General features: G+C 72.6%; 15 protein-coding genes. 7 read left to right on the plus strand and 8 right to left on the minus strand.

Features of this window, described 5'->3' with window-relative positions; translation table 11 throughout:
- Nucleotides 1-22: 22 nt before the first annotated feature.
- Nucleotides 23-1,972, minus strand: coding sequence for a streptophobe family protein (locus IO29_RS14920; protein WP_030378933.1), 1,950 nt, complete (start codon nucleotides 1,970-1,972; stop codon nucleotides 23-25).
- Between the two features lie 438 nt (nucleotides 1,973-2,410).
- On the opposite strand from IO29_RS14920, the gene IO29_RS14925 reads away from it, so the two are divergent.
- Complete coding sequence (locus tag IO29_RS14925) at nucleotides 2,411-4,960, plus strand: ABC transporter ATP-binding protein/permease (RefSeq protein ID WP_030378932.1); 2,550 nt, start codon at nucleotides 2,411-2,413, stop codon at nucleotides 4,958-4,960.
- 129 nt (nucleotides 4,961-5,089) lie between these two features.
- Here IO29_RS14925 and IO29_RS14930 read toward each other — a convergent pair whose 3' ends face one another.
- The 3 genes from IO29_RS14930 to IO29_RS14940 all read right to left on the minus strand — a co-directional run bounded on the left by IO29_RS14930 (nucleotide 5,090) and on the right by IO29_RS14940 (nucleotide 8,053).
- A complete protein-coding gene (locus tag IO29_RS14930) occupies nucleotides 5,090-5,845 on the minus strand; it encodes a transglycosylase SLT domain-containing protein (RefSeq protein ID WP_030378931.1) in 756 nt (251 codons plus the stop codon).
- Between the two features lie 406 nt (nucleotides 5,846-6,251).
- Nucleotides 6,252-7,358 carry an S-adenosylmethionine:tRNA ribosyltransferase-isomerase gene (locus IO29_RS14935; RefSeq protein WP_030378930.1) on the minus strand — a complete coding sequence of 369 codons (1,107 nt, stop codon included), beginning with the start codon at nucleotides 7,356-7,358 and terminating at the stop codon, nucleotides 6,252-6,254.
- Nucleotides 7,355-8,053 (minus strand): SDR family NAD(P)-dependent oxidoreductase, encoded by a 699-nt coding sequence (locus tag IO29_RS14940; RefSeq protein ID WP_030378929.1) that lies wholly within the window; start codon nucleotides 8,051-8,053, stop codon nucleotides 7,355-7,357. The genes IO29_RS14935 and IO29_RS14940 overlap by 4 nt, the downstream gene beginning before the upstream one ends.
- A 207-nt stretch (nucleotides 8,054-8,260) precedes the next feature.
- On the opposite strand from IO29_RS14940, the gene IO29_RS14945 reads away from it, so the two are divergent.
- Both IO29_RS14945 and IO29_RS14950 read left to right on the plus strand, forming a co-directional pair.
- Nucleotides 8,261-9,406 carry a GAF domain-containing sensor histidine kinase gene (locus IO29_RS14945; protein ID WP_030378928.1) on the plus strand — a complete coding sequence of 382 codons (1,146 nt, stop codon included), beginning with the start codon at nucleotides 8,261-8,263 and terminating at the stop codon, nucleotides 9,404-9,406.
- Nucleotides 9,399-10,043 (plus strand): response regulator, encoded by a 645-nt coding sequence (locus IO29_RS14950; protein WP_030378927.1) that lies wholly within the window; start codon nucleotides 9,399-9,401, stop codon nucleotides 10,041-10,043. Before IO29_RS14945 ends, IO29_RS14950 begins: the two co-directional genes overlap by 8 nt.
- A gap of 19 nt (nucleotides 10,044-10,062) precedes the next feature.
- On the opposite strand, the gene IO29_RS14955 is transcribed toward IO29_RS14950, so the two are convergent.
- Nucleotides 10,063-10,854 (minus strand): hypothetical protein, encoded by a 792-nt coding sequence (locus IO29_RS14955; RefSeq protein WP_033226901.1) that lies wholly within the window; start codon nucleotides 10,852-10,854, stop codon nucleotides 10,063-10,065.
- A 169-nt stretch (nucleotides 10,855-11,023) separates the two neighbouring features.
- Here IO29_RS14955 and IO29_RS14960 point away from each other — a divergent pair, with 169 nt between their 5' ends.
- The 3 genes from IO29_RS14960 to IO29_RS14970 all read left to right on the plus strand — a co-directional run bounded on the left by IO29_RS14960 (nucleotide 11,024) and on the right by IO29_RS14970 (nucleotide 13,443).
- Nucleotides 11,024-11,821 (plus strand): ABC transporter ATP-binding protein, encoded by a 798-nt coding sequence (locus IO29_RS14960; protein ID WP_030378925.1) that lies wholly within the window; start codon nucleotides 11,024-11,026, stop codon nucleotides 11,819-11,821.
- Nucleotides 11,822-11,920: 99 nt separating this feature from the next.
- Nucleotides 11,921-12,352, plus strand: a complete 432-nt coding sequence (locus IO29_RS14965; protein ID WP_030378924.1) for an NfeD family protein — start codon at nucleotides 11,921-11,923, stop codon at nucleotides 12,350-12,352.
- Between the two features lie 131 nt (nucleotides 12,353-12,483).
- A complete protein-coding gene (locus IO29_RS14970) occupies nucleotides 12,484-13,443 on the plus strand; it encodes an SPFH domain-containing protein (RefSeq protein WP_030378923.1) in 960 nt (319 codons plus the stop codon).
- A gap of 175 nt (nucleotides 13,444-13,618) precedes the next feature.
- Here IO29_RS14970 and IO29_RS14975 read toward each other — a convergent pair whose 3' ends face one another.
- From IO29_RS14975 to IO29_RS14985, 3 genes are all read right to left on the minus strand, one after another.
- Nucleotides 13,619-14,125, minus strand: coding sequence for an HNH endonuclease (locus IO29_RS14975; protein ID WP_030378922.1), 507 nt, complete (start codon nucleotides 14,123-14,125; stop codon nucleotides 13,619-13,621).
- 190 nt (nucleotides 14,126-14,315) lie between these two features.
- Entirely contained in the window at nucleotides 14,316-14,855 is a 540-nt protein-coding gene (locus IO29_RS14980; RefSeq protein ID WP_030378921.1) for a YbhB/YbcL family Raf kinase inhibitor-like protein, read from the minus strand.
- Nucleotides 14,856-14,944: 89 nt separating this feature from the next.
- Nucleotides 14,945-15,727, minus strand: a complete 783-nt coding sequence (locus IO29_RS14985; protein ID WP_030378920.1) for a sporulation protein — start codon at nucleotides 15,725-15,727, stop codon at nucleotides 14,945-14,947.
- Nucleotides 15,728-15,900: 173 nt separating this feature from the next.
- Between IO29_RS14985 and IO29_RS14990 the strand changes: the two genes are divergently transcribed.
- The gene (locus tag IO29_RS14990; protein WP_030378919.1) at nucleotides 15,901-16,542 is read left to right on the plus strand and encodes a DNA-3-methyladenine glycosylase; all 642 of its coding nucleotides are present in this window, start codon (nucleotides 15,901-15,903) and stop codon (nucleotides 16,540-16,542) included.
- The last annotated feature ends 445 nt before the right edge of the window (nucleotides 16,543-16,987 follow it).

Genomic DNA, 16,987 nt, shown 5'->3' on the forward strand with positions numbered 1-16,987 from the left:
CGTTGACCAGAGGCGAACACTCTCACCCCCGCTCGGTCCGCCGTCCGCGGGGCGGTTCCGGGGGTGGCTCGGGCGGTGCCCCCGGAGGACGTCCCGGCGGTGGCCCGGGTGGTGCCTCCGGAGGACGTCCCGGCGGTGGCGGGGGTGCGACGGGCCGGGGCGGCACCGTCGGCCGCGGGGGCACCCCCGGCCCCGGTGAGCGGGCCGGGGAAGGGGGCGGCAGGGGTCCCACGACCGTGGGTGCCCCGTGCACACCCGGTGCCGGCTCCTCGAACCCGGGCGGCCGCGCGTCCTCCGGTTCCCACGCACCGCCCGCGCCGTCCGGCTTTCGCGCATACGGACCGGTGCCGGGGGCCGGTGCCCGAGGGGACACGGCCGGCCGGTGGGGGCCGGCGGCCCCGCCCAGCGGTACGGTCCCGCCCGGCGGCACTGCCCCGCCAGGCGGCGCCCCCTCCCCGGACAGCGCGGCCCCCGGCGGCGCACCCCCGGGCACAGCCCCCCGCCCCGCCGCCCCGAACCCCCACGCCAGCAGCGCACCCGCCGCCCCGGCTCCCGCGCCCCACGCGGCGCCCAGCAGCAGTGCCGTACCGAGGTGTCCGTGCAGCACTATGCCCGCCCCGAAGGCGTCGAAGCCGAGCACCGACAGCGAGGCGTCCACCGACACGTCCGTCAGCCGGGCCAGCAAGGGCAGTGCAAGCGCCGTCACGACCCCCAGCCGCAGTGCGCAGCGCCCCGCGAAGCCGAACGGACCCTGCTCCCGTACGACCGAACCACCCCTCCCCGGGCCACGCCCGGCAGCGCCCCCTCCCACAGCCGCCGTACCCGCCATCCCGGCCGACGGCACGGTGTACGCCGTCGAAGGTGGCGTCCGTACCGCCGTCAACACCCCGGCCAGCAGCATCATCAGGGCCGCCGCCACCCCCAACAGCCACACCCGCCCGTCCAGTTCGGCCAGCCGCCGCAGGGTGACGGGCTCGTCGGACCCCGTGCTCAGCAGGCGGTTCACGGGGTCGGGCAGGAGCCGCGCGAGCGCCCCCGTCGCCCTGCCGTCCCACGGGACGAACAGGCCGATCGGCACACCCATCCACACCCCGTTGGGCGCGCCCAGCAGTGCCGCGCCCGCGATCCGCCTCGGGTGCGGGTCGCCGACCGCCGCGTACGCCGCCGCCGCGAGGCCCGCCGCCACCGCCGTCAGCGACACCGTCACCAGCGCGGACACGGCCGGCCGCACCACCCGGTGCACGACGTCCCAGCCGCGCGGCAGTGGGGTCCGGCGGGAGGCGAGCAGCGCGATCAGCAGCACCCCGGCCGCCCACACGGCACCGCCCAGCAGCGTGGGCCCGGTGTCGACGGTGAAGCCGACCGCGGCCCTGGCGCGCACGAGGTCGCCGATCCGGTCCGGCAGCGACCCGCCGAGATCCCCCAGGTCCCCGAGATCCCCCAGGCCGCTCCACCCAGGTATCTCCAGCCCACCGTCCCCCGGACCCCCTGACCCCGTCCCCGAACCCCCCGCCCCCATGCCCGGCAGCGCATCGAGCCCCAGCGCACCCCCGTCCATCGTGATGACGTCGTGTCCCGCCCAGGCCAGCCCGCCCAGCACCGCCACGAACAGCGCGACGACCGCCCCGGCCCGCGCGAGGAGTTCACCCGGCGCCGGCACAACTCCCGCCGCGCGCAGGGACCGCAGGAAGAACCAGGACAGCAGCAGCGCACCGACCAGCCCGACACCCAGCGGCGTGATCTGCAATGCGGTCGTCGCCTCGGTCCCCTTCAGCCCGAACACCGAGACGTCACCGGCGGGTTCGACCGATCCACCCGCGCCGAGCGCCACCACCGCCGCGGTCATCGGCCCCAGCGAGGCCGTCGAGTCCGCCTCCAGCAGATGCAGTCCGAGCGCGGCCGTGCCCGCCATCCCGACGACCGCCCAGCCGACGCACGCGAGCGCGGCGAGCAGCACATCCCGCCACGGCACCCGCCGGCCACGCACCCCGGCCCCCGGGCCACCCGTACCGCTTCCCGGGCCACCCGTACCGCCCCCGGGGCCACGCGCCCCGGCCCCCGCTCCGTCCCCGGCCCGTTCGGCCGGCCCAGCACCCATGGCAGATCCCCCGATCCGCGTCCTTCGCGTCGCGGCGCACCCGCCGTCACGTGCCCCGGTACGGGCCGGCCCGGCGGATGTCCCCCTCGCGTGGTTTACCACTTTCCGGCCCGGTTCCAACCCCCGGCGGCGGCAAAGACACCCGCACGTGCGAAGCCGCCGCCGTACGCCGCCCTACGCCGTCGTACACGGTCTTCACAAGGCCCGACTTTCGGTCAGGGGTGCCCGCCTGAAATAGTTCCCCACGATGTTCGACATCCCTAGACTCCCCGCGACGGGGGTAATTCGGGGGACAACTCAGTGGGGCATGGAGTGCCAGAACTCGTACTGGAAACAAATGGACGGACCTGGACGCTCGACCCGTCCAGGTCATACACCCTCGGCCGTGATCCGCAGGGGGACATCGTGTTCGACGACGCCAGGGTCTCCTGGCGGCACGGCACGATCGCCTTCGACGGCCGCAGTTGGGTGCTGGAGGACCACGGCAGCACCAACGGCACGTTCGCGCAGGGGCAACGGGTGGACCGCGTGGAGCTCGCCTCCGGCACGGCCGTCAACCTGGGCAACGCGACCGACGGGCCGCGGCTGACCCTGTCCGCCGCCGAGGCCGCCGTCGCCGCCCCGCAGGCGGGGCCCCAGCAGCAGCCGTACGCCGCCCAGGGCGCGGGCCCCGGCTGGGGACAACAGGCGCCCGGCGGCCACGCGCAGCAGGCCGCCCCGCCCGTCCCGCCGCAATCGCAGCAGCCACAGATTCCGCAGCAGCAGAACCACGGCCCCGCCGGGAGCCCCGCGCAGCCGGGCCCGGGCGACGGCGCGGGGGCGGCGTCGCACTACGGCGACCGCAGCCCGACCACGTTCCACCAGTTCTCGATAGGCCGTGTGATGCGCATCGGCCGTGCCCTGGAGAACGACCTGGTCGTCTCCGACCTCCAGGTCTCCCGCAACCACGCCGAGTTCCACGCCACGCCCGACGGCCGCCTGGAGATCCGCGACCTCGGCTCGCACAACGGCACGTTCGTCAACGGCCATCCGGTCCCCAAGGGCGGCTCGGTCCAGCTCGGCCCGGCCGACATCGTCGGCGTCGGCCACTCGACGTTCCGGATCGTCGGCGACCGGCTCGAGGAGTTCGTCGACACCGGTGAGGTCTCCTTCTCCGCCCGGCACCTGACCGTCACGGTCGACGGCGGCAAGCAGATCCTGCGGGACGTCTCCTTCGGCGTTCCCGAGAAGTCGCTGATCGCGGTGATCGGCCCCTCCGGTTCCGGCAAGTCGACGCTGCTCAAGGCGCTGACCGGCTACCGCCCCGCCAACCAGGGCGACGTCCTCTACGACAACCGGAACCTCTACAAGCAGTTCGCCGAGCTGCGCCAGCGCATCGGACTCGTGCCGCAGGACGACATCCTGCACAAGGAGCTGTCCGTCAAGCGGGCCCTGAAGTACGCGGCCAAGCTGCGCTTCCCCGCCGACACCACGCGCGCCGAGCGCCAGGCCCGCATCGACGAGGTGCTGCGCGAGCTCAAGCTCGACATCCACAAGGACAAGAAGGTCAGCTCCCTCTCCGGCGGCCAGCGCAAGCGCGTCTCCGTCGCCCTGGAGCTGCTCACCAAGCCGTCGCTGATCTTCCTGGACGAGCCGACCTCCGGCCTCGACCCGGGCATGGACCGCGACGTCATGCAGCTGCTGCGCGGCCTCGCCGACGACGGCCGCACGGTCCTCGTCGTCACCCACTCGGTGGCCGAGCTGGCGATCTGCGACAAGCTCCTGGTGATGGCGCCCGGCGGCTCGGTCGCCTACTTCGGGCCGCCCGAGGAGGCGCTGAACTTCTTCGGCTACGACTCCTGGGCCGACGTCTTCTCCGCCTTCGAGAACTACCGCGACTACGACTGGGCGGGCCGCTGGAAGGGCTCGCAGCACTACCAGATGTACGCGGCCGACATCGACGCGGTGGCGCCGCAGTCGGTGCACATGCCGCCTCCGCAGGCGATCAGGCCGCCCAAGCCGCAGGGCTGGATGTCCCAGCTCGTCACCCTGATCCGGCGCTATGTCTCGGTCATCGCCTCCGACAAGGGCTTCCTCGCGCTGACGGTGATCCTGCCCGCGGTGCTCGGCGCGGTCAGCCTGCTGATCGACGCGGACAAGGGGCTGCTGGTCAACCGGGTCAATCCGCAGACCGGCGTGCCCTTCCCGAACGGCACGGCGACCACGGTCCTGCTGATCCTCGCCGTCGGCGCCTGTTTCGCGGGCGCCGCCAACTCCGTCCGCGAGCTGATCAAGGAACGGGTCATCTACGAGCGGGAACGCGCGACGGGGCTGTCCCGGTCGGCGTACCTGATGTCCAAGGTGGTCGTCCTCGGCGCCGTCACGGTGTTGCAGGGCCTGCTGGTCGGCCTGATCGGCTTCTCCAGCCGTGAGATCCCCGGGCAGGGCCTCGTCCTCAAGAGCAACACCCTGTTCGAGCTGTGCCTGCCGATCATGGCGCTCGGCTTCGCCTCCATGATGTTCGGCCTGGTCATCTCCTCCCTGGTGAAGACGGCCGAGAAGACCATGCCGCTGCTGGTCATGTTCGCCATCGTCCAGGTGGTGTTCACCGGCTGCCTGTTCACCCTGCACGGCACGGTCGGCGTCAACGAGTTCTCGTACCTGATGCCGTCCCGCTGGGCGGTGGCCGCCGCCGGCACGACGCTGGACTTCAACAACATCGCGCCCAACAGCGACGACCCGACCAGCACCGACCCGCTGTGGAACCACGACGTCTCCGCCTGGGGCATGGACATGGCCGCGCTGATCGTCCTCGGCGTGATCTGCGGCTTCTTCGTGGCCCGCTTCCTGCGCCGCCACGAGCCGGAGGTCATGCGCAAGTAGCGTCCGCTCCGGCGCGCACGCCCGCGCGTCCGGCACGTACGCCCGTTCACGCGCGTACGGCGAAGGGCGGCACCCCCGTCGGTGGGGTGCCGCCCTTCGCCCTGTCTCCTCGCGGAGCCGGGGTCGGCCTCAGTACGCGCTGTCGACGTTGTCCATCGAGCCGTAGCGGTGCGCCGCGTAGTTGCAGGCGGCCGTGATGTTGGCGACCGGGTCGTAGATGTTCCACGACGTGCCGGCCACGTGGTACGCCTCGAAGGTCGGCGGGATGACCTGGAGCAGCCCCTTGGAGGGGATGCCGTTGATGGCGTTGATGTCCCAGTCGTTGATGGCGTGCGGGTTGCCCGAGGACTCCCGCATGATGTTGCGGTGCAGACCGCTGTAGGAACCCGGGATGCCGTGCTTGTGCATGATGTCCAGCGACTGGCGGATCCAGCCGTCCAGGTTGTTCGCGTACGACTTCCCGGCGGGGGCCGAGGGGCGGTGCGCGGAACGGCTCGCCGAGTCGTCGCCGCCGCGGCTCCGCGCGGCCTTGGCCGCCGCCTGCTCCCCGGCCTTGCGGGCCGCGTCCTGCCGGGCCTCGGCCGCGTCCCGCTTCTTGGCGGCCGCGTCGTCGTCGGCCTGCTTCCTCGCCTCGATGGCCTCGGCCTTCAGCCGCTGGCCCGCCAGCTGGTCGGTGACGCGGACCTTGACGTCCTCGATCCGGTGGGTGCTGTAGCTCACCGGGGCGGAGGTGGCGGCCTCGTCGGTCGTGGTGGTGGTCTGCGCGCTGCTCGGGGCGGCGGAGATCGCGAGGGCGGCTGCACCGAGCGCGGCGACACCGGCGATGCCGGCGCGATGGGACGTGGCCAGGGCGCGGCCGCGAAGCAAGGCGGTGTACTTGGGCATGGGTGGATGGACCTCTTCGAATAGCGCGGAGGTCGCTCCCGGGCCGGGGACGGACAAGGGATGTTTCCGGTCCGGACGCCGTGGGTAGAACGGGCGGCGCCGAGCGACGGGAGCAATTCTTAGCTGCCGCAAAAACGCCAGGCAAAGGTGTGACGTACGATCCCGGGTAGTGGACACAGGAACGGCAAAGCGGGGTAGATCGCCCGATCCGCCCCGCTCAAGAGCCCTTTCCGTTCCTCCTAATCCGCTTCGTACGTGATGTGTGCCCTATGTGCGGGCTCACACGGGCTCCACCCTTCTCTCACAGTTGGTTGCGAGAGCAATGCGCTCCGTGAGGGTCGGGACCCGCCCTTTTCGTGCGGACCGGGATCCGCCCTTTCCGCGAGGACCGGGACCCGCCCCTCCGCTACCTCAGCAGGAGGTGGGTGTCCCCGAACTCGTGCCACAGGTAGCGGCCCGCCAGGGCCGCCTCGTACCCCCGCTCGACCGCTTCCCGGCCCGCGACCGCCTCCAGCATCAGCAGGTGCGAGGCCTCCGGCTCGTGCAGCCCGGTCAGCAGCCCGTCCACCACCCGCACCCCCCGCCCGGGCGTCACCACCAGGTCCGTCCACCCGGCACGCGCGCGCACGACCCCGTCCACGCCGGCGGCGGACTCCACCGCCCGCACCGCGGTCGTCCCCACCGCCACCACCCGGCCGCCCCCCGCCCGGGCCGCGTTGATCAGCCGCGCCGAGGCCTCCGGCACCGCGAACCGCTCCGGGTACGGCGGCTCGTGCGCCTCCTGCGACGCCACCCCGGTGTGCAGCGTGAGCGGCGCGAACTGCACGCCCCGGCTCACCAGCTCCGCCACCACCCCCGGCGTGAAGGGCCGCGCCGCGCTCGGCATCTCCGCGCTGCCCGCCCCGTCGGCGTACGGCAGCGCGAACACCGTCTGGTACGCCGAGAGCGGCTGATCCCGCTCGGTGTACGCGTACCGGATGGGACGGCCGTGCCGGCGCAGCAGCGCGGGGAGGTCGGGGGCGCCCGGGGGGCGCACGCCGTGGACCTTCGTGGTGGGCGCGTCCCCTCCGACCGGCCGCGCCCACCACAGCCGCTCGCTCCCGCCCGGCAGCGGCTCCTCCAGGACAAGCCGCACCCCGTCGGGCAGCTCCACCCGCGCACCCGCGGGCCCTCCCGCACGCGCGCGCGTGGTGCCCCGTCCGTCCGGTTCCCGCAACTCCACCGCCCAGCGTCCGTCGTCGCCCCGCGTGGAGAAGTGCACCACCACGCGCGCGTGCCCGACGTCCCCGTCCACCGCGGCGGCCAGCGTGGGGGAGGTGTTCACGAGCAGCAGGTCCCCGGCGCGCAGCAGCCCCGGCAGCTCCCGGAAGGCGTGGTGCGCCACCTCCGTACCGCGCGACACCAGCAGCCGTACGGCGTCCCGGCCCCGCCCAGGACCGCGCTGCTCCACCGGCACCCGGGCCGACAGCTCCTCGGGCACCGTCCACGCGCGCCCGCGCGCGTGGACGGTCATCGCCCCTCCACCAGGGCCGGCGCACGGTAGCGGCCACTCGGCGGCCGTTCGTCCAGGAGCCGCAGGAACGCGGGCACCACGCTCTCCGGGGCCGGCCGCGGAGCGTCGTCGTCCGGTACGGCCGCCGCGTACAGGGCGGTCGCCATGTCCCCGGGGTCCACCGCCCACACCCGCAGCCCCGGCTCCTCCACGCCCAGCACCGCCGCCAGGTGGTCGAGCGCCGCCTTGGAGGCCCCGTAGCCGCCCCACGTCTCGTACGCCTCCACCGCCGCGTCCGAGCTGACGGCGACCACCGCGCCCGCCGGCGACTCCCGCAGCAGCGGCAGCGCCTCCCGCACCAGGCCGTGCGCCGCCACCACGTTCACCTCCAGGGCCCGGCGCAGCCCCTCCGGCGCCAGTTCGGCCAGCGGTACCAGCGGCTCGGCGCCCAGCGCGCTCGCGTTGTGCACCACCAGATCGACGCCGCCGCCCAGCTCCCGGGCGCGCGCCACCAGCTCCGTGCGGTGCCCGGCGTCCGTGACGTCCCCCGGCACCGCCGCCACCCGCGTCCCGTACGCCGCCAGACCGCCCGCCGCCCCGGCCAGCGGCCCCGGATCCCTCGCGTCCAGGACCAGGTCCCAGCCGCGTGCGGCAAGCGCCGCGCCGAGCGCCCGGCCCAGCCCCTTGGAAGCCCCCGTGATGATCGCCACCGGCATGCCCGTCCCCTTCGTCCAGCGCCGCCGACCACCGGCGACGCCCCCAACGTAGGAACACGCCCGCTCCCGCCGCCTCGGACAGGAGATCCAGCCCGGCGGGGTCCTTCGGCCTACGTCCGCGGGCCCTCCGCCCTACGCCCGTGGCCCCGGTCCGCACCCGCCGCCGGACCGATCCCCGCTGTCGGTGCCTCCCGGTACCGTGAGGTCATGAGTTCCGGACCCACGTCGGGCCTGGCCGCGGTGAGCTCCGCGCTGCTGGCCATGAGCAGGCACCTGGAGGTGCGCGACGTCCTGAAGACGATCGTCGCCTCCGCCCGCGAGCTGCTCGACGCCGAGTACGCGGCCCTGGGTGTCCCCGACGACCACGGGGGCTTCGCCCAGTTCGTCGTCGACGGCGTCAGCGACGCCCAGTGGAAGGCCATCGGCCCGCTCCCGCGCCAGCACGGCATCCTCGCCGCCATGCTCAGCGAGGCCACCCCGCAGCGCCTCGCCGACGTCCGCACGGACCCCCGCTTCGAGGGCTGGCCCGCCGCCCACCCCGAGATGTCCGACTTCCTCGGCCTGCCCGTCCGCGACGGCGACGAGGTCATCGCCGCCCTCTTCCTCGCCAACAAGAGGTGCCCCGGACCCGCCGGCGGCTGCGGCTTCACCGAGGACGACGAACAACTGCTCGGCATCCTCGCCCAGCACGCCGCCATCGCCCTCACCAACGCCCGCCTCTACGAGCGCAGCCGCGAACTGACCATCGCCGAGGAACGCTCCCGCCTCGCCCACGAACTGCACGACGCCGTCAGCCAGAAACTGTTCTCCCTGCGCCTGACCGCCCAGGCCGCCGCCGCCCTCGTCGGCCGCGACCCCGCCCGGGCCCGGGGCGAGATGCGGCAGGTCGCCGCGCTCGCCGCCGAGGCCGCCGACGAACTGCGCGCCGCCGTCGTCGAACTGCGCCCCGCCGCCCTGGACGAGGACGGCCTCGTCGCCACCCTGCGCACCCAGATACAGGTCCTCGACCGCGCCCACACCGCACGCGTGACGTTCACCGGCAAGGGGGTGCGCGCCCTGCCCGCCGCCCAGGAGGAGGCACTCCTGCGCGTCGCCCAGGAGGCCCTGCACAACGCACTGCGGCACTCCGGCGCCGCCCGCGTGGACGTCACCCTCGAACGCCGCGGCCCCGGCGCCGTCCTGCGCGTCACGGACGACGGCACCGGCTTCGACCCCCGGACGGTGCGCCGCGCCGGACGCCACCTCGGACTGGTCTCCATGCGCGACCGGGCGGGCGGCGTCGGCGGCACCCTGACCGTGGAATCCGCGCCCGGCAAGGGCACCACGATCGAGATGGAGGTCCCCGGTGGCTGAAGCGATCAGAGTGCTGCTCGTCGACGACCACCAGGTCGTCCGCCGGGGCCTGCGCACCTTCCTGGAGGTGCAGGACGACATCGAGGTCGTCGGCGAGGCGTCCGACGGCGCCGAGGGCGTCGACCGGGCCGGGGAACTGCGGCCCGACGTCATCCTCATGGACGTCAAGATGCCGGGCGTCGACGGCATCGACGCGCTGCGCAGACTCCGCGAACTCGACCACCCCGCGCGCGTGCTCGTCGTCACCAGCTTCACCGAACAGCGCACGGTCGTCCCCGCCCTGCGCGCGGGCGCCGCCGGATACGTCTACAAGGACATCGACCCCGACGCCCTGGCCGGCGCCATCCGCTCCGTGCACGCCGGGCACATCCTGCTCCAGCCCGAGGTCGCGGGCGCGCTCCTCGCCCAGGAGGACACCGGCCCGGCCCAGGGGCGGGCCGGCACGCTCACCGAACGGGAACGCGAGGTGCTCGGGCTGATCGCGGACGGCCGCTCCAACCGCGAGATCGCCCGCGCACTCGTCCTCTCCGAGAAGACGGTCAAGACGCACGTCTCGAACATCCTGATGAAGCTCGACCTCTCCGACCGCACCCAGGCCGCCCTGTGGGCGGTACGCCACGGGGTGGCCGGGACGTAGCCGCAGACACCCGGTGGCGCTACCGCACCCCCCGCTCCCGCTCCTCCACCACCGAGTTGTACGCCGCGACCCGCGCCCGCCGTGCCGTCCGCTCCACCGGCCGCAACGCCTCCCCCCGCGCGGCCATCTCGGACGCCGTCACCGCACCGCCGTGCCCGCTGTCGTACGCCACCGACACCAGCAGCCCCACCCGCCCCGCGAGCTCCAGCACCCGCACCGCCCGCGGCGGATACCCCGGCGCCAGCACCTCGCGGTCGCCGCCCTCCACCCGCGCCCGGTACGCGTCCACCGCCGCCTCCGCCACCGGCCCGGACCCGGCGACGTCCAGCCGCGACAGCACCTCCGTCGCCTCCCGCAGCGCCTGAGCCAGCTCCCGCTCGGCCTCCCCGAGCGAGGGCACGTCGGCCGGCGGCGCCTCCCGCACCGGCAGACAGTGCCAGACCACCTCGACGTGCACATCACCCGCGGGCCCGGCCTCGCGCACCTCCGGCACCAGGCCCAAGGCCGCCCCGTGGCACACCACGGCCTCCTCCGCCTCCAGCGCCCGCGCGTTGAACTCCGGCGGCCCGCTCAGCCCCAGCGGATGCCCCGGCACCGGCAGCGCCACCCGCAGCCCGGTCACCCCGAGCGCGCGCAGCCGTCCCAGCGCCAGCGACAGCCCGACGGGCCCGGACTCACCCGGCAGCCCCTCGACCCGGTGCACGGCGTCCTCCCCGACCACCGCCGACACCGCGTCGTCCGGCGACGCATTCCCGGCAAGAAGGGCATTTCCCCATGCGGCCAACCGTCCTGAGCGTGGTTCCGTGAGCATGCCCCCACCCTAAGGACCGGACCGATGGAACAGCCCGGCCGACCAGTGGCGTAGATTTCTTGAAGGACTGCGCCCACAGGCGCGGCGGGCCGCGCCGACCGGTGCGCGCCCGGCGTGGGCGACAGCCGGGACCGGCCGACACTGCTGCAAATGGGGAGACAACGCGCTCATGAGCGATGTTCTGGAACTTCAGGACGTATCCGTGGTCCGCGAGGGCCGGGCCCTCGTGGACCAGGTCTCCTGGTCGGTCAAGGAGGGCGAGCGCTGGGTCATCCTCGGCCCCAACGGCGCCGGCAAGACCACCCTCCTCAACGTCGCCTCCAGCTACCTCTACCCCAGCAAGGGCACCGTCAGCATCCTCGGCGAGACCCTCGGCCGCCCCGGCACCGACGTCTTCGAACTCCGCCCCCGCATCGGCGTGGCCGGCATCGCCCTCGCCGAGAAGCTCCCCAAGCGCCAGACCGTCCTGCAAACCGTGCTGACCGCCGCCTACGGCATGACGGCCGGCTGGCAGGAGGAGTACGAGGACATCGACGAGCAGCGCGCCCGCGCCTTCCTCGACCGCCTCGGCATGAGCGACTACCTCGAACGCCGCTTCGGCACCCTCTCCGAGGGCGAGCGCAAGCGCACCCTCATCGCCCGCGCCCTGATGACCGACCCCGAGCTGCTCCTTCTCGACGAGCCCGCCGCCGGCCTCGACCTCGGCGGCCGCGAGGACCTCGTCCGCCGCCTCGGCCGGCTCGCCCGCGACCCGATCGCCCCCTCCATGATCATGGTCACCCACCACGTCGAGGAGATCGCTCCCGGCTTCACCCACGTCCTGATGATCCGTCAGGGCAGGGTGCTCGCCGCCGGCCCCCTGGAGCTCGAACTCACCTCCCGCAACCTCTCCCACTGCTTCGGTCTCCCGCTCGTCGTCGAGCAGTCCGGCGACCGCTGGACCGCCCGCGGCCTGCCCATGAGCTGACGCCCACTCGGGTTCCGCGCCGAACCACCCCGCACGAGCCCCGCGGTGGACCGAACTGCGCCCTGTCCGACTCCCGGGCGCGGTCCTACCATTGACCATGTGAACGACATCGACGCATGGGTGTGGTGGCTCGTCGGCGCGGCCGCGCTCGGAATCCCCCTCGTCGTCACCGCGATGCCCGAATTCGGCATGCTCGCCGTCGGCGCGGTCGCCGCCGCGGTCACGGCCGGCCTCGGCGGCGGCGTCGTGGCCCAGGTGCTGGTCTTCGTCATCGTCTCGGTGGCCCTCATCGCCGTGGTCCGGCCCCTCGCCAACCGGCACGCCGGGCAACGGCCCCAGCACGCCACCGGAATCGACGCCCTCAAGGGCAGACAGGCCGTCGTCCTCGAACGGGTCGACGGCGAGGGCGGCCGGATCAAACTCGCCGGCGAGGTCTGGTCCGCCCGCGCACTCGACTCCGGACTGGCCTACGACGTGGGCCAGTCCGTGGACGTCGTCGACATCGAGGGAGCGACGGCGATCATCATGTGACCTCGGACGACGCAACTCGGCGGAACGCCTCCCAGCGCGGACGACGGTCTGTCAGACTCGACCAGCAAGATCTTCGACAACCATAAGATCTGCCGTAAGAGCCGAGGCGGAGAAGGGTACGGGGAACGACGATGGAACCGGTCATCATCGTCCTGATCATTCTGGTGGTGTTGGTCTTCATCGCCCTGATCAAGACGATTCAGGTCATCCCGCAGGCGAGCGCGGCCATCGTCGAGCGTTTCGGCCGCTACACACGCACACTGAACGCCGGCCTCAACATCGTGGTCCCGTTCATCGACTCCATCCGCAACCGCATCGACCTGCGCGAACAGGTCGTGCCGTTCCCGCCGCAGCCGGTGATCACCCAGGACAACCTGGTCGTCAACATCGACACCGTCATCTACTACCAGGTGACCGACGCCCGCGCCGCGACGTACGAGGTCGCCAGCTACATCCAGGCGATCGAACAGCTCACCGTCACCACGCTGCGCAACATCATCGGCGGCATGGACCTGGAGCGGACCCTCACCTCTCGCGAGGAGATCAACGCGGCCCTGCGCGGTGTCCTCGACGAGGCCACCGGCAAGTGGGGCATCCGCGTCAACCGCGTCGAGCTCAAGGCCATCGAGCCGCCGACCTCCATCCAGGACTCGATGGAGAAGCAGATGCGCGCCGACCGTGACAAGCGCGCCGCGATCCTCACCGCGGAAGGCATCCGCCAGTCCCAGATCCTCACCGCGGAGGGCGAGAAGCAGTCCGCCATCCTGCGCGCCGAGGGCGAGGCGAAGGCGGCCGCCCTGCGCGCCGAGGGCGAGGCCCAGGCCATCCGTACGGTCTTCGAGTCCATCCACGCCGGAGACCCCGACCAGAAGCTGCTCTCCTACCAGTACCTGCAAATGCTCCCGAAGCTCGCCGAGGGAGACGCCAACAAGCTCTGGATCGTCCCCAGCGAAATCGGCGACGCCCTCAAGGGCCTCTCCGGCGCCATCGGCAACTTCGGCCCGATGCCCGGCGGCTCCAACGGCGGAACCACTCCACCCGCCCCCCGCACCCCCAACGACGACCGCCGCGAACGCCCGCCGATCGACTAGGGCCGACAGCCCCGCGCCCGTGCGCGCGGGGCGGGGCGGGGGCGATCGGCGGCTCCGCCGCGCGGGCGCGAGCAACCACCGTGCCCCGTCAGGGGCGCGGGGCGGTGTCGATGTGCGGCTCCGCCGCGCGGGCGCACAACAGCCCCCGGGCGCCTCCCCAGGTGAACAGCCACTGTCACGCCGCGGTCGGCGACAGCCACTCCGGCAGGGAATCGAAGTCGTCCTGCCCCAGAGCCAACAACATCGCATCCGCCGGCGTCGGCTCGAACGGCGCCGTCAGCAACGGCATCCCCGCCTGCTCCGGTGTCCGGTCCGCCTTGCGGTGATTGTCCTCCGCACACGAGGCCACGGTGTTGAGCCACGTGTCTCCACCACCCCGCGACCGCGGCACCACGTGGTCCACGGTCGTCGCGCGCCCCCCGCAGTACGCGCACCGGTGCCGGTCCCGGACCAGCACCCCCCTCCGCGACCACGGCGCTTGTCTTCGGAACGGCACCCGTACATACCTGCACAACCGGATCACCCGCGGCGCCGGTATGTCCACCAGCGAGCCCCGCATGCGCAGTCCGGGGTGGGCCTGCTCGACGACGGCCTTGGCCTGCAGCACCAGGACGACGGCCCGGTTCAGGGTCACCGTCGACAACGGCTCGAAGCTCGCGTTGAGTACCAGCGTGTCACGCATCCCAGCCCACCTCCTGTGCGCTCCGGCCCACCCCCCTGGCGGGCTGGATCAACTCTGGCCGGGCACGCCGGGATGGACAACGCAATAAAAAGTGCCCGCCCCTGATCAATTCCAAGACCAGGGGCGGGCAAACGTTCCATGAACGACGGACGGAACCACGGGCGGTACGCGGACGGGACAGCGGGCGGCCTCAGCCCTCGCCCGGCACCTCGTACTCACCCACCAACTGCGCACGCCCCACCGTGTGGAACCGCAGGTTGAACCCGACGACGGCGGGCGAAGCCTCCGAGTCCGGGCCCAGTTTCTCCTGGTCCACGGCGTACACCGTGAACACATACCGGTGCGGCCCGTCCCCCGGCGGCGGCGCGGCCCCGCCGAAGTCCTTCGTCCCGTAGTCGTTGCGCGCGTGGACCGCGCCCTCGGGCAGCCCCTCGAAGGAGCCACCGCCCGCGCCCACCGGCAACTCGGTCACCGAGGCGGGGATGTCGAACAGCACCCAGTGCCAGAACCCGCTCCCCGTCGGGGCGTCCGGGTCGTAGCACGTCACGGCGAAGCTCTTGGTCTCCGGTGGGAAACCCTCCCAGCGCAGATGCGGAGAGGTGTTCCCGGCGGCCTGCACCTGAGCATCCTTCAACGCCGCACCGTGCGCGACATCCTCACTCGTCACCGTGAACGACGGCACGGGCGGATGGAAGTCGTGCGGAAGCGGCGGCCTCTTGCCCTCGGTCACCTCGGCACCTCCAGGTCGATCGGTATCGGCCCGCAGGCCGCGCGCCCCGGGCGCACGACCGCGGAATGTCACCCTCCGACCCTAGATCCCTAGAACCAGTTGCGCTTGCTGCCGACCTCGGACACCCACTGGTGGAGGTACGCCGACCAGTCGGTGGCGTGGAAGTCGTGCAGCCCCACCTTGAACGCGCGGTAGGTGTCGCTGCCCTCGCTGAACAGCCCCGGCTTCTTGTCCATCTCCAGCACGACGTCCATCTCGTGGTCGTCCGCGACGAAGCTCAACTCGACCTGGTTCAGCCCCCGGTACTGCTGCGGCGGGTAGAACTCGATCTCCTGGTAGAACGGCAGCCGCTGCCGCGTACCGCGGATGTGCCCCCGCTCCATGTCCGCGTCCTTGAAGCGGAAGCCCAGCTGGATGAACGCGTCCAGGATCGCCTTCTGCGCCGGCAGCGGGTGCACATTGACCGGGTCCAGGTCACTGGAGTCGACGGCCCGGGCGATCTGCAACTCGGTGCTCACCCCGATGTGCATGCCGCGCAGCGACTGCCCGTCGATCATCGTGACCGGCGTCTCCCAGGGGATCTCGAGCCCGAACGGCACCGCGTGCACCGCGCCCGCCTTCAGCTCGAAGGCACCGCCCAGCCGCTGCTGGGCGAACTCGATGTTCTGCTTGTACTCCTCGTCGCCGCTCTCCACCTCGACCTTGGCCTGGAGACCGACCGACAGTCCCTCGATCTGCTGGTCGACGGACCCGCCCTGGATCCGTATCTCGCCCTGGACGACGCCGCCCGGAACCACGTTCTCCTCGGTCAGCACGGTCTCGACCGAAGCACCGCCGGCCCCCAGGCTCGCGAGCAGCTTCTTGAACGCCATGTCTCTCCCTCTCCAGGCCGCCCTTCGCGGCGGCTCCCGCCTTCGTACATACGCGATCCGACCACGGCCGGTTCCGCGCCCCCACCCTTCCAAGCCGCGGCATGCTTGACCAGCCCTTGACGCCGGCCCCACCCTGCCCGCGCCTCCGGCCGCCTGGACTACGCTCGTACGACATGATCGCGACGCCCGACCGTACGCCCCTGCCCAGGCCGTTCTTCGACCGGCCCGTACTGGAGGTCGCCCCCGACCTCCTCGGCCGCGTCATCGTCCGCAGCACTCCCGACGGTCCGATCGCCCTGCGCCTGACGGAGGTCGAGGCGTACGACGGCCCGAACGACCCCGGCTCGCACGCCTACCGCGGCCGCTCGGCCCGCAACGGCGTGATGTTCGGTCCCCCCGGCCATGTGTACGTCTACTTCACCTACGGCATGTGGCACTGCATGAACCTGGTCTGCGGCCCCGAGGGCCGGGCGGCCGGGGTGCTCCTGCGGGCCGGCGAGATCGTGGAGGGCGCCGAACTCGCCCGCAAGCGCCGTGCCTCGGCCCGCAACGACCGCGAGCTGGCCAAGGGCCCCGCCCGCCTGGCCACCGCCCTCGACGTGGACCGCGCCCTCGACGGCGCCGACGCCTGCGCGACGGGGGACCAGCCGCTGACGGCACTGACGGGCACCCCCGTCGAGGCCGACCGCGTACGCAACGGACCGCGCACCGGAGTCGCCGGCGACGGCGCCGTCCACCCCTGGCGATTCTGGATCGCCGACGACCCGACGGTGAGCCCCTACCGGGCCCATGCGCCCAGGCGCCGCCGAAGTTGACTCGCGGACCGGGGATGCGTAACGTAGCCCAAGCCGCTTGAACCGGGTACGGCGTTCAGCCAGCAGCCGGAAGCGGCCAAACCACCACTTACTACCTGCCTCCAAGAGGGCGGATCTGGCGTGTCCGCATGCCCGAATTCGTTTTCGCGGAGCTCGATTATGAGTTGCGCAGGGAATCGGCTAACGTGGTGAATGTCGAAAGGGCGCGGCGAAAGCCGAGTTCGGGAGACAATCAGAATCCCGCCGACCGGGAATCGGACAGCGAAAACGTCTGATAGAGTCGGAAACGCAAGACCGAAGGGAAGCGCCCGGAGGAAAGCCTGAGAGAGTCTCTCGGGTGAGTACGAAGGAAGCGTCCGTTCCTTGAGAACTCAACAGCGTGCCAAAAGTCAACGCCAGATATGTTGATACCCCGTCTCCAGCATCTGCTGGGGCGAGGTTCCTT

The sequence above is a fragment of the Streptomyces sp. NRRL F-6676 genome (assembly GCF_000725625.1).
In the GTDB taxonomy this organism is placed as follows: Bacteria; Actinomycetota; Actinomycetes; order Streptomycetales; family Streptomycetaceae; genus Streptomyces.

Excerpts from the sequence above, each read along its gene's own strand:
- IO29_RS14930 (WP_030378931.1), bottom strand. The coding sequence starts at position 5,845 with ATGCCCAAGTACACCGCCTTGCTTCGCGGCCGCGCCCTGGCCACGTCC.
- IO29_RS14935 (WP_030378930.1), bottom strand. The coding sequence starts at position 7,358 with ATGACCGTCCACGCGCGCGGGCGCGCGTGGACGGTGCCCGAGGAGCTG.
- IO29_RS14940 (WP_030378929.1), bottom strand. The coding sequence starts at position 8,053 with ATGCCGGTGGCGATCATCACGGGGGCTTCCAAGGGGCTGGGCCGGGCG.
- IO29_RS14945 (WP_030378928.1), top strand. The coding sequence starts at position 8,261 with ATGAGTTCCGGACCCACGTCGGGCCTGGCCGCGGTGAGCTCCGCGCTG.
- IO29_RS14955 (WP_033226901.1), bottom strand. The coding sequence starts at position 10,854 with ATGCTCACGGAACCACGCTCAGGACGGTTGGCCGCATGGGGAAATGCC.
- IO29_RS14960 (WP_030378925.1), top strand. The coding sequence starts at position 11,024 with ATGAGCGATGTTCTGGAACTTCAGGACGTATCCGTGGTCCGCGAGGGC.
- IO29_RS14970 (WP_030378923.1), top strand. The coding sequence starts at position 12,484 with ATGGAACCGGTCATCATCGTCCTGATCATTCTGGTGGTGTTGGTCTTC.
- IO29_RS14975 (WP_030378922.1), bottom strand. The coding sequence starts at position 14,125 with ATGCGTGACACGCTGGTACTCAACGCGAGCTTCGAGCCGTTGTCGACG.
- IO29_RS14985 (WP_030378920.1), bottom strand. The coding sequence starts at position 15,727 with ATGGCGTTCAAGAAGCTGCTCGCGAGCCTGGGGGCCGGCGGTGCTTCG.
- IO29_RS14990 (WP_030378919.1), top strand. The coding sequence starts at position 15,901 with ATGATCGCGACGCCCGACCGTACGCCCCTGCCCAGGCCGTTCTTCGAC.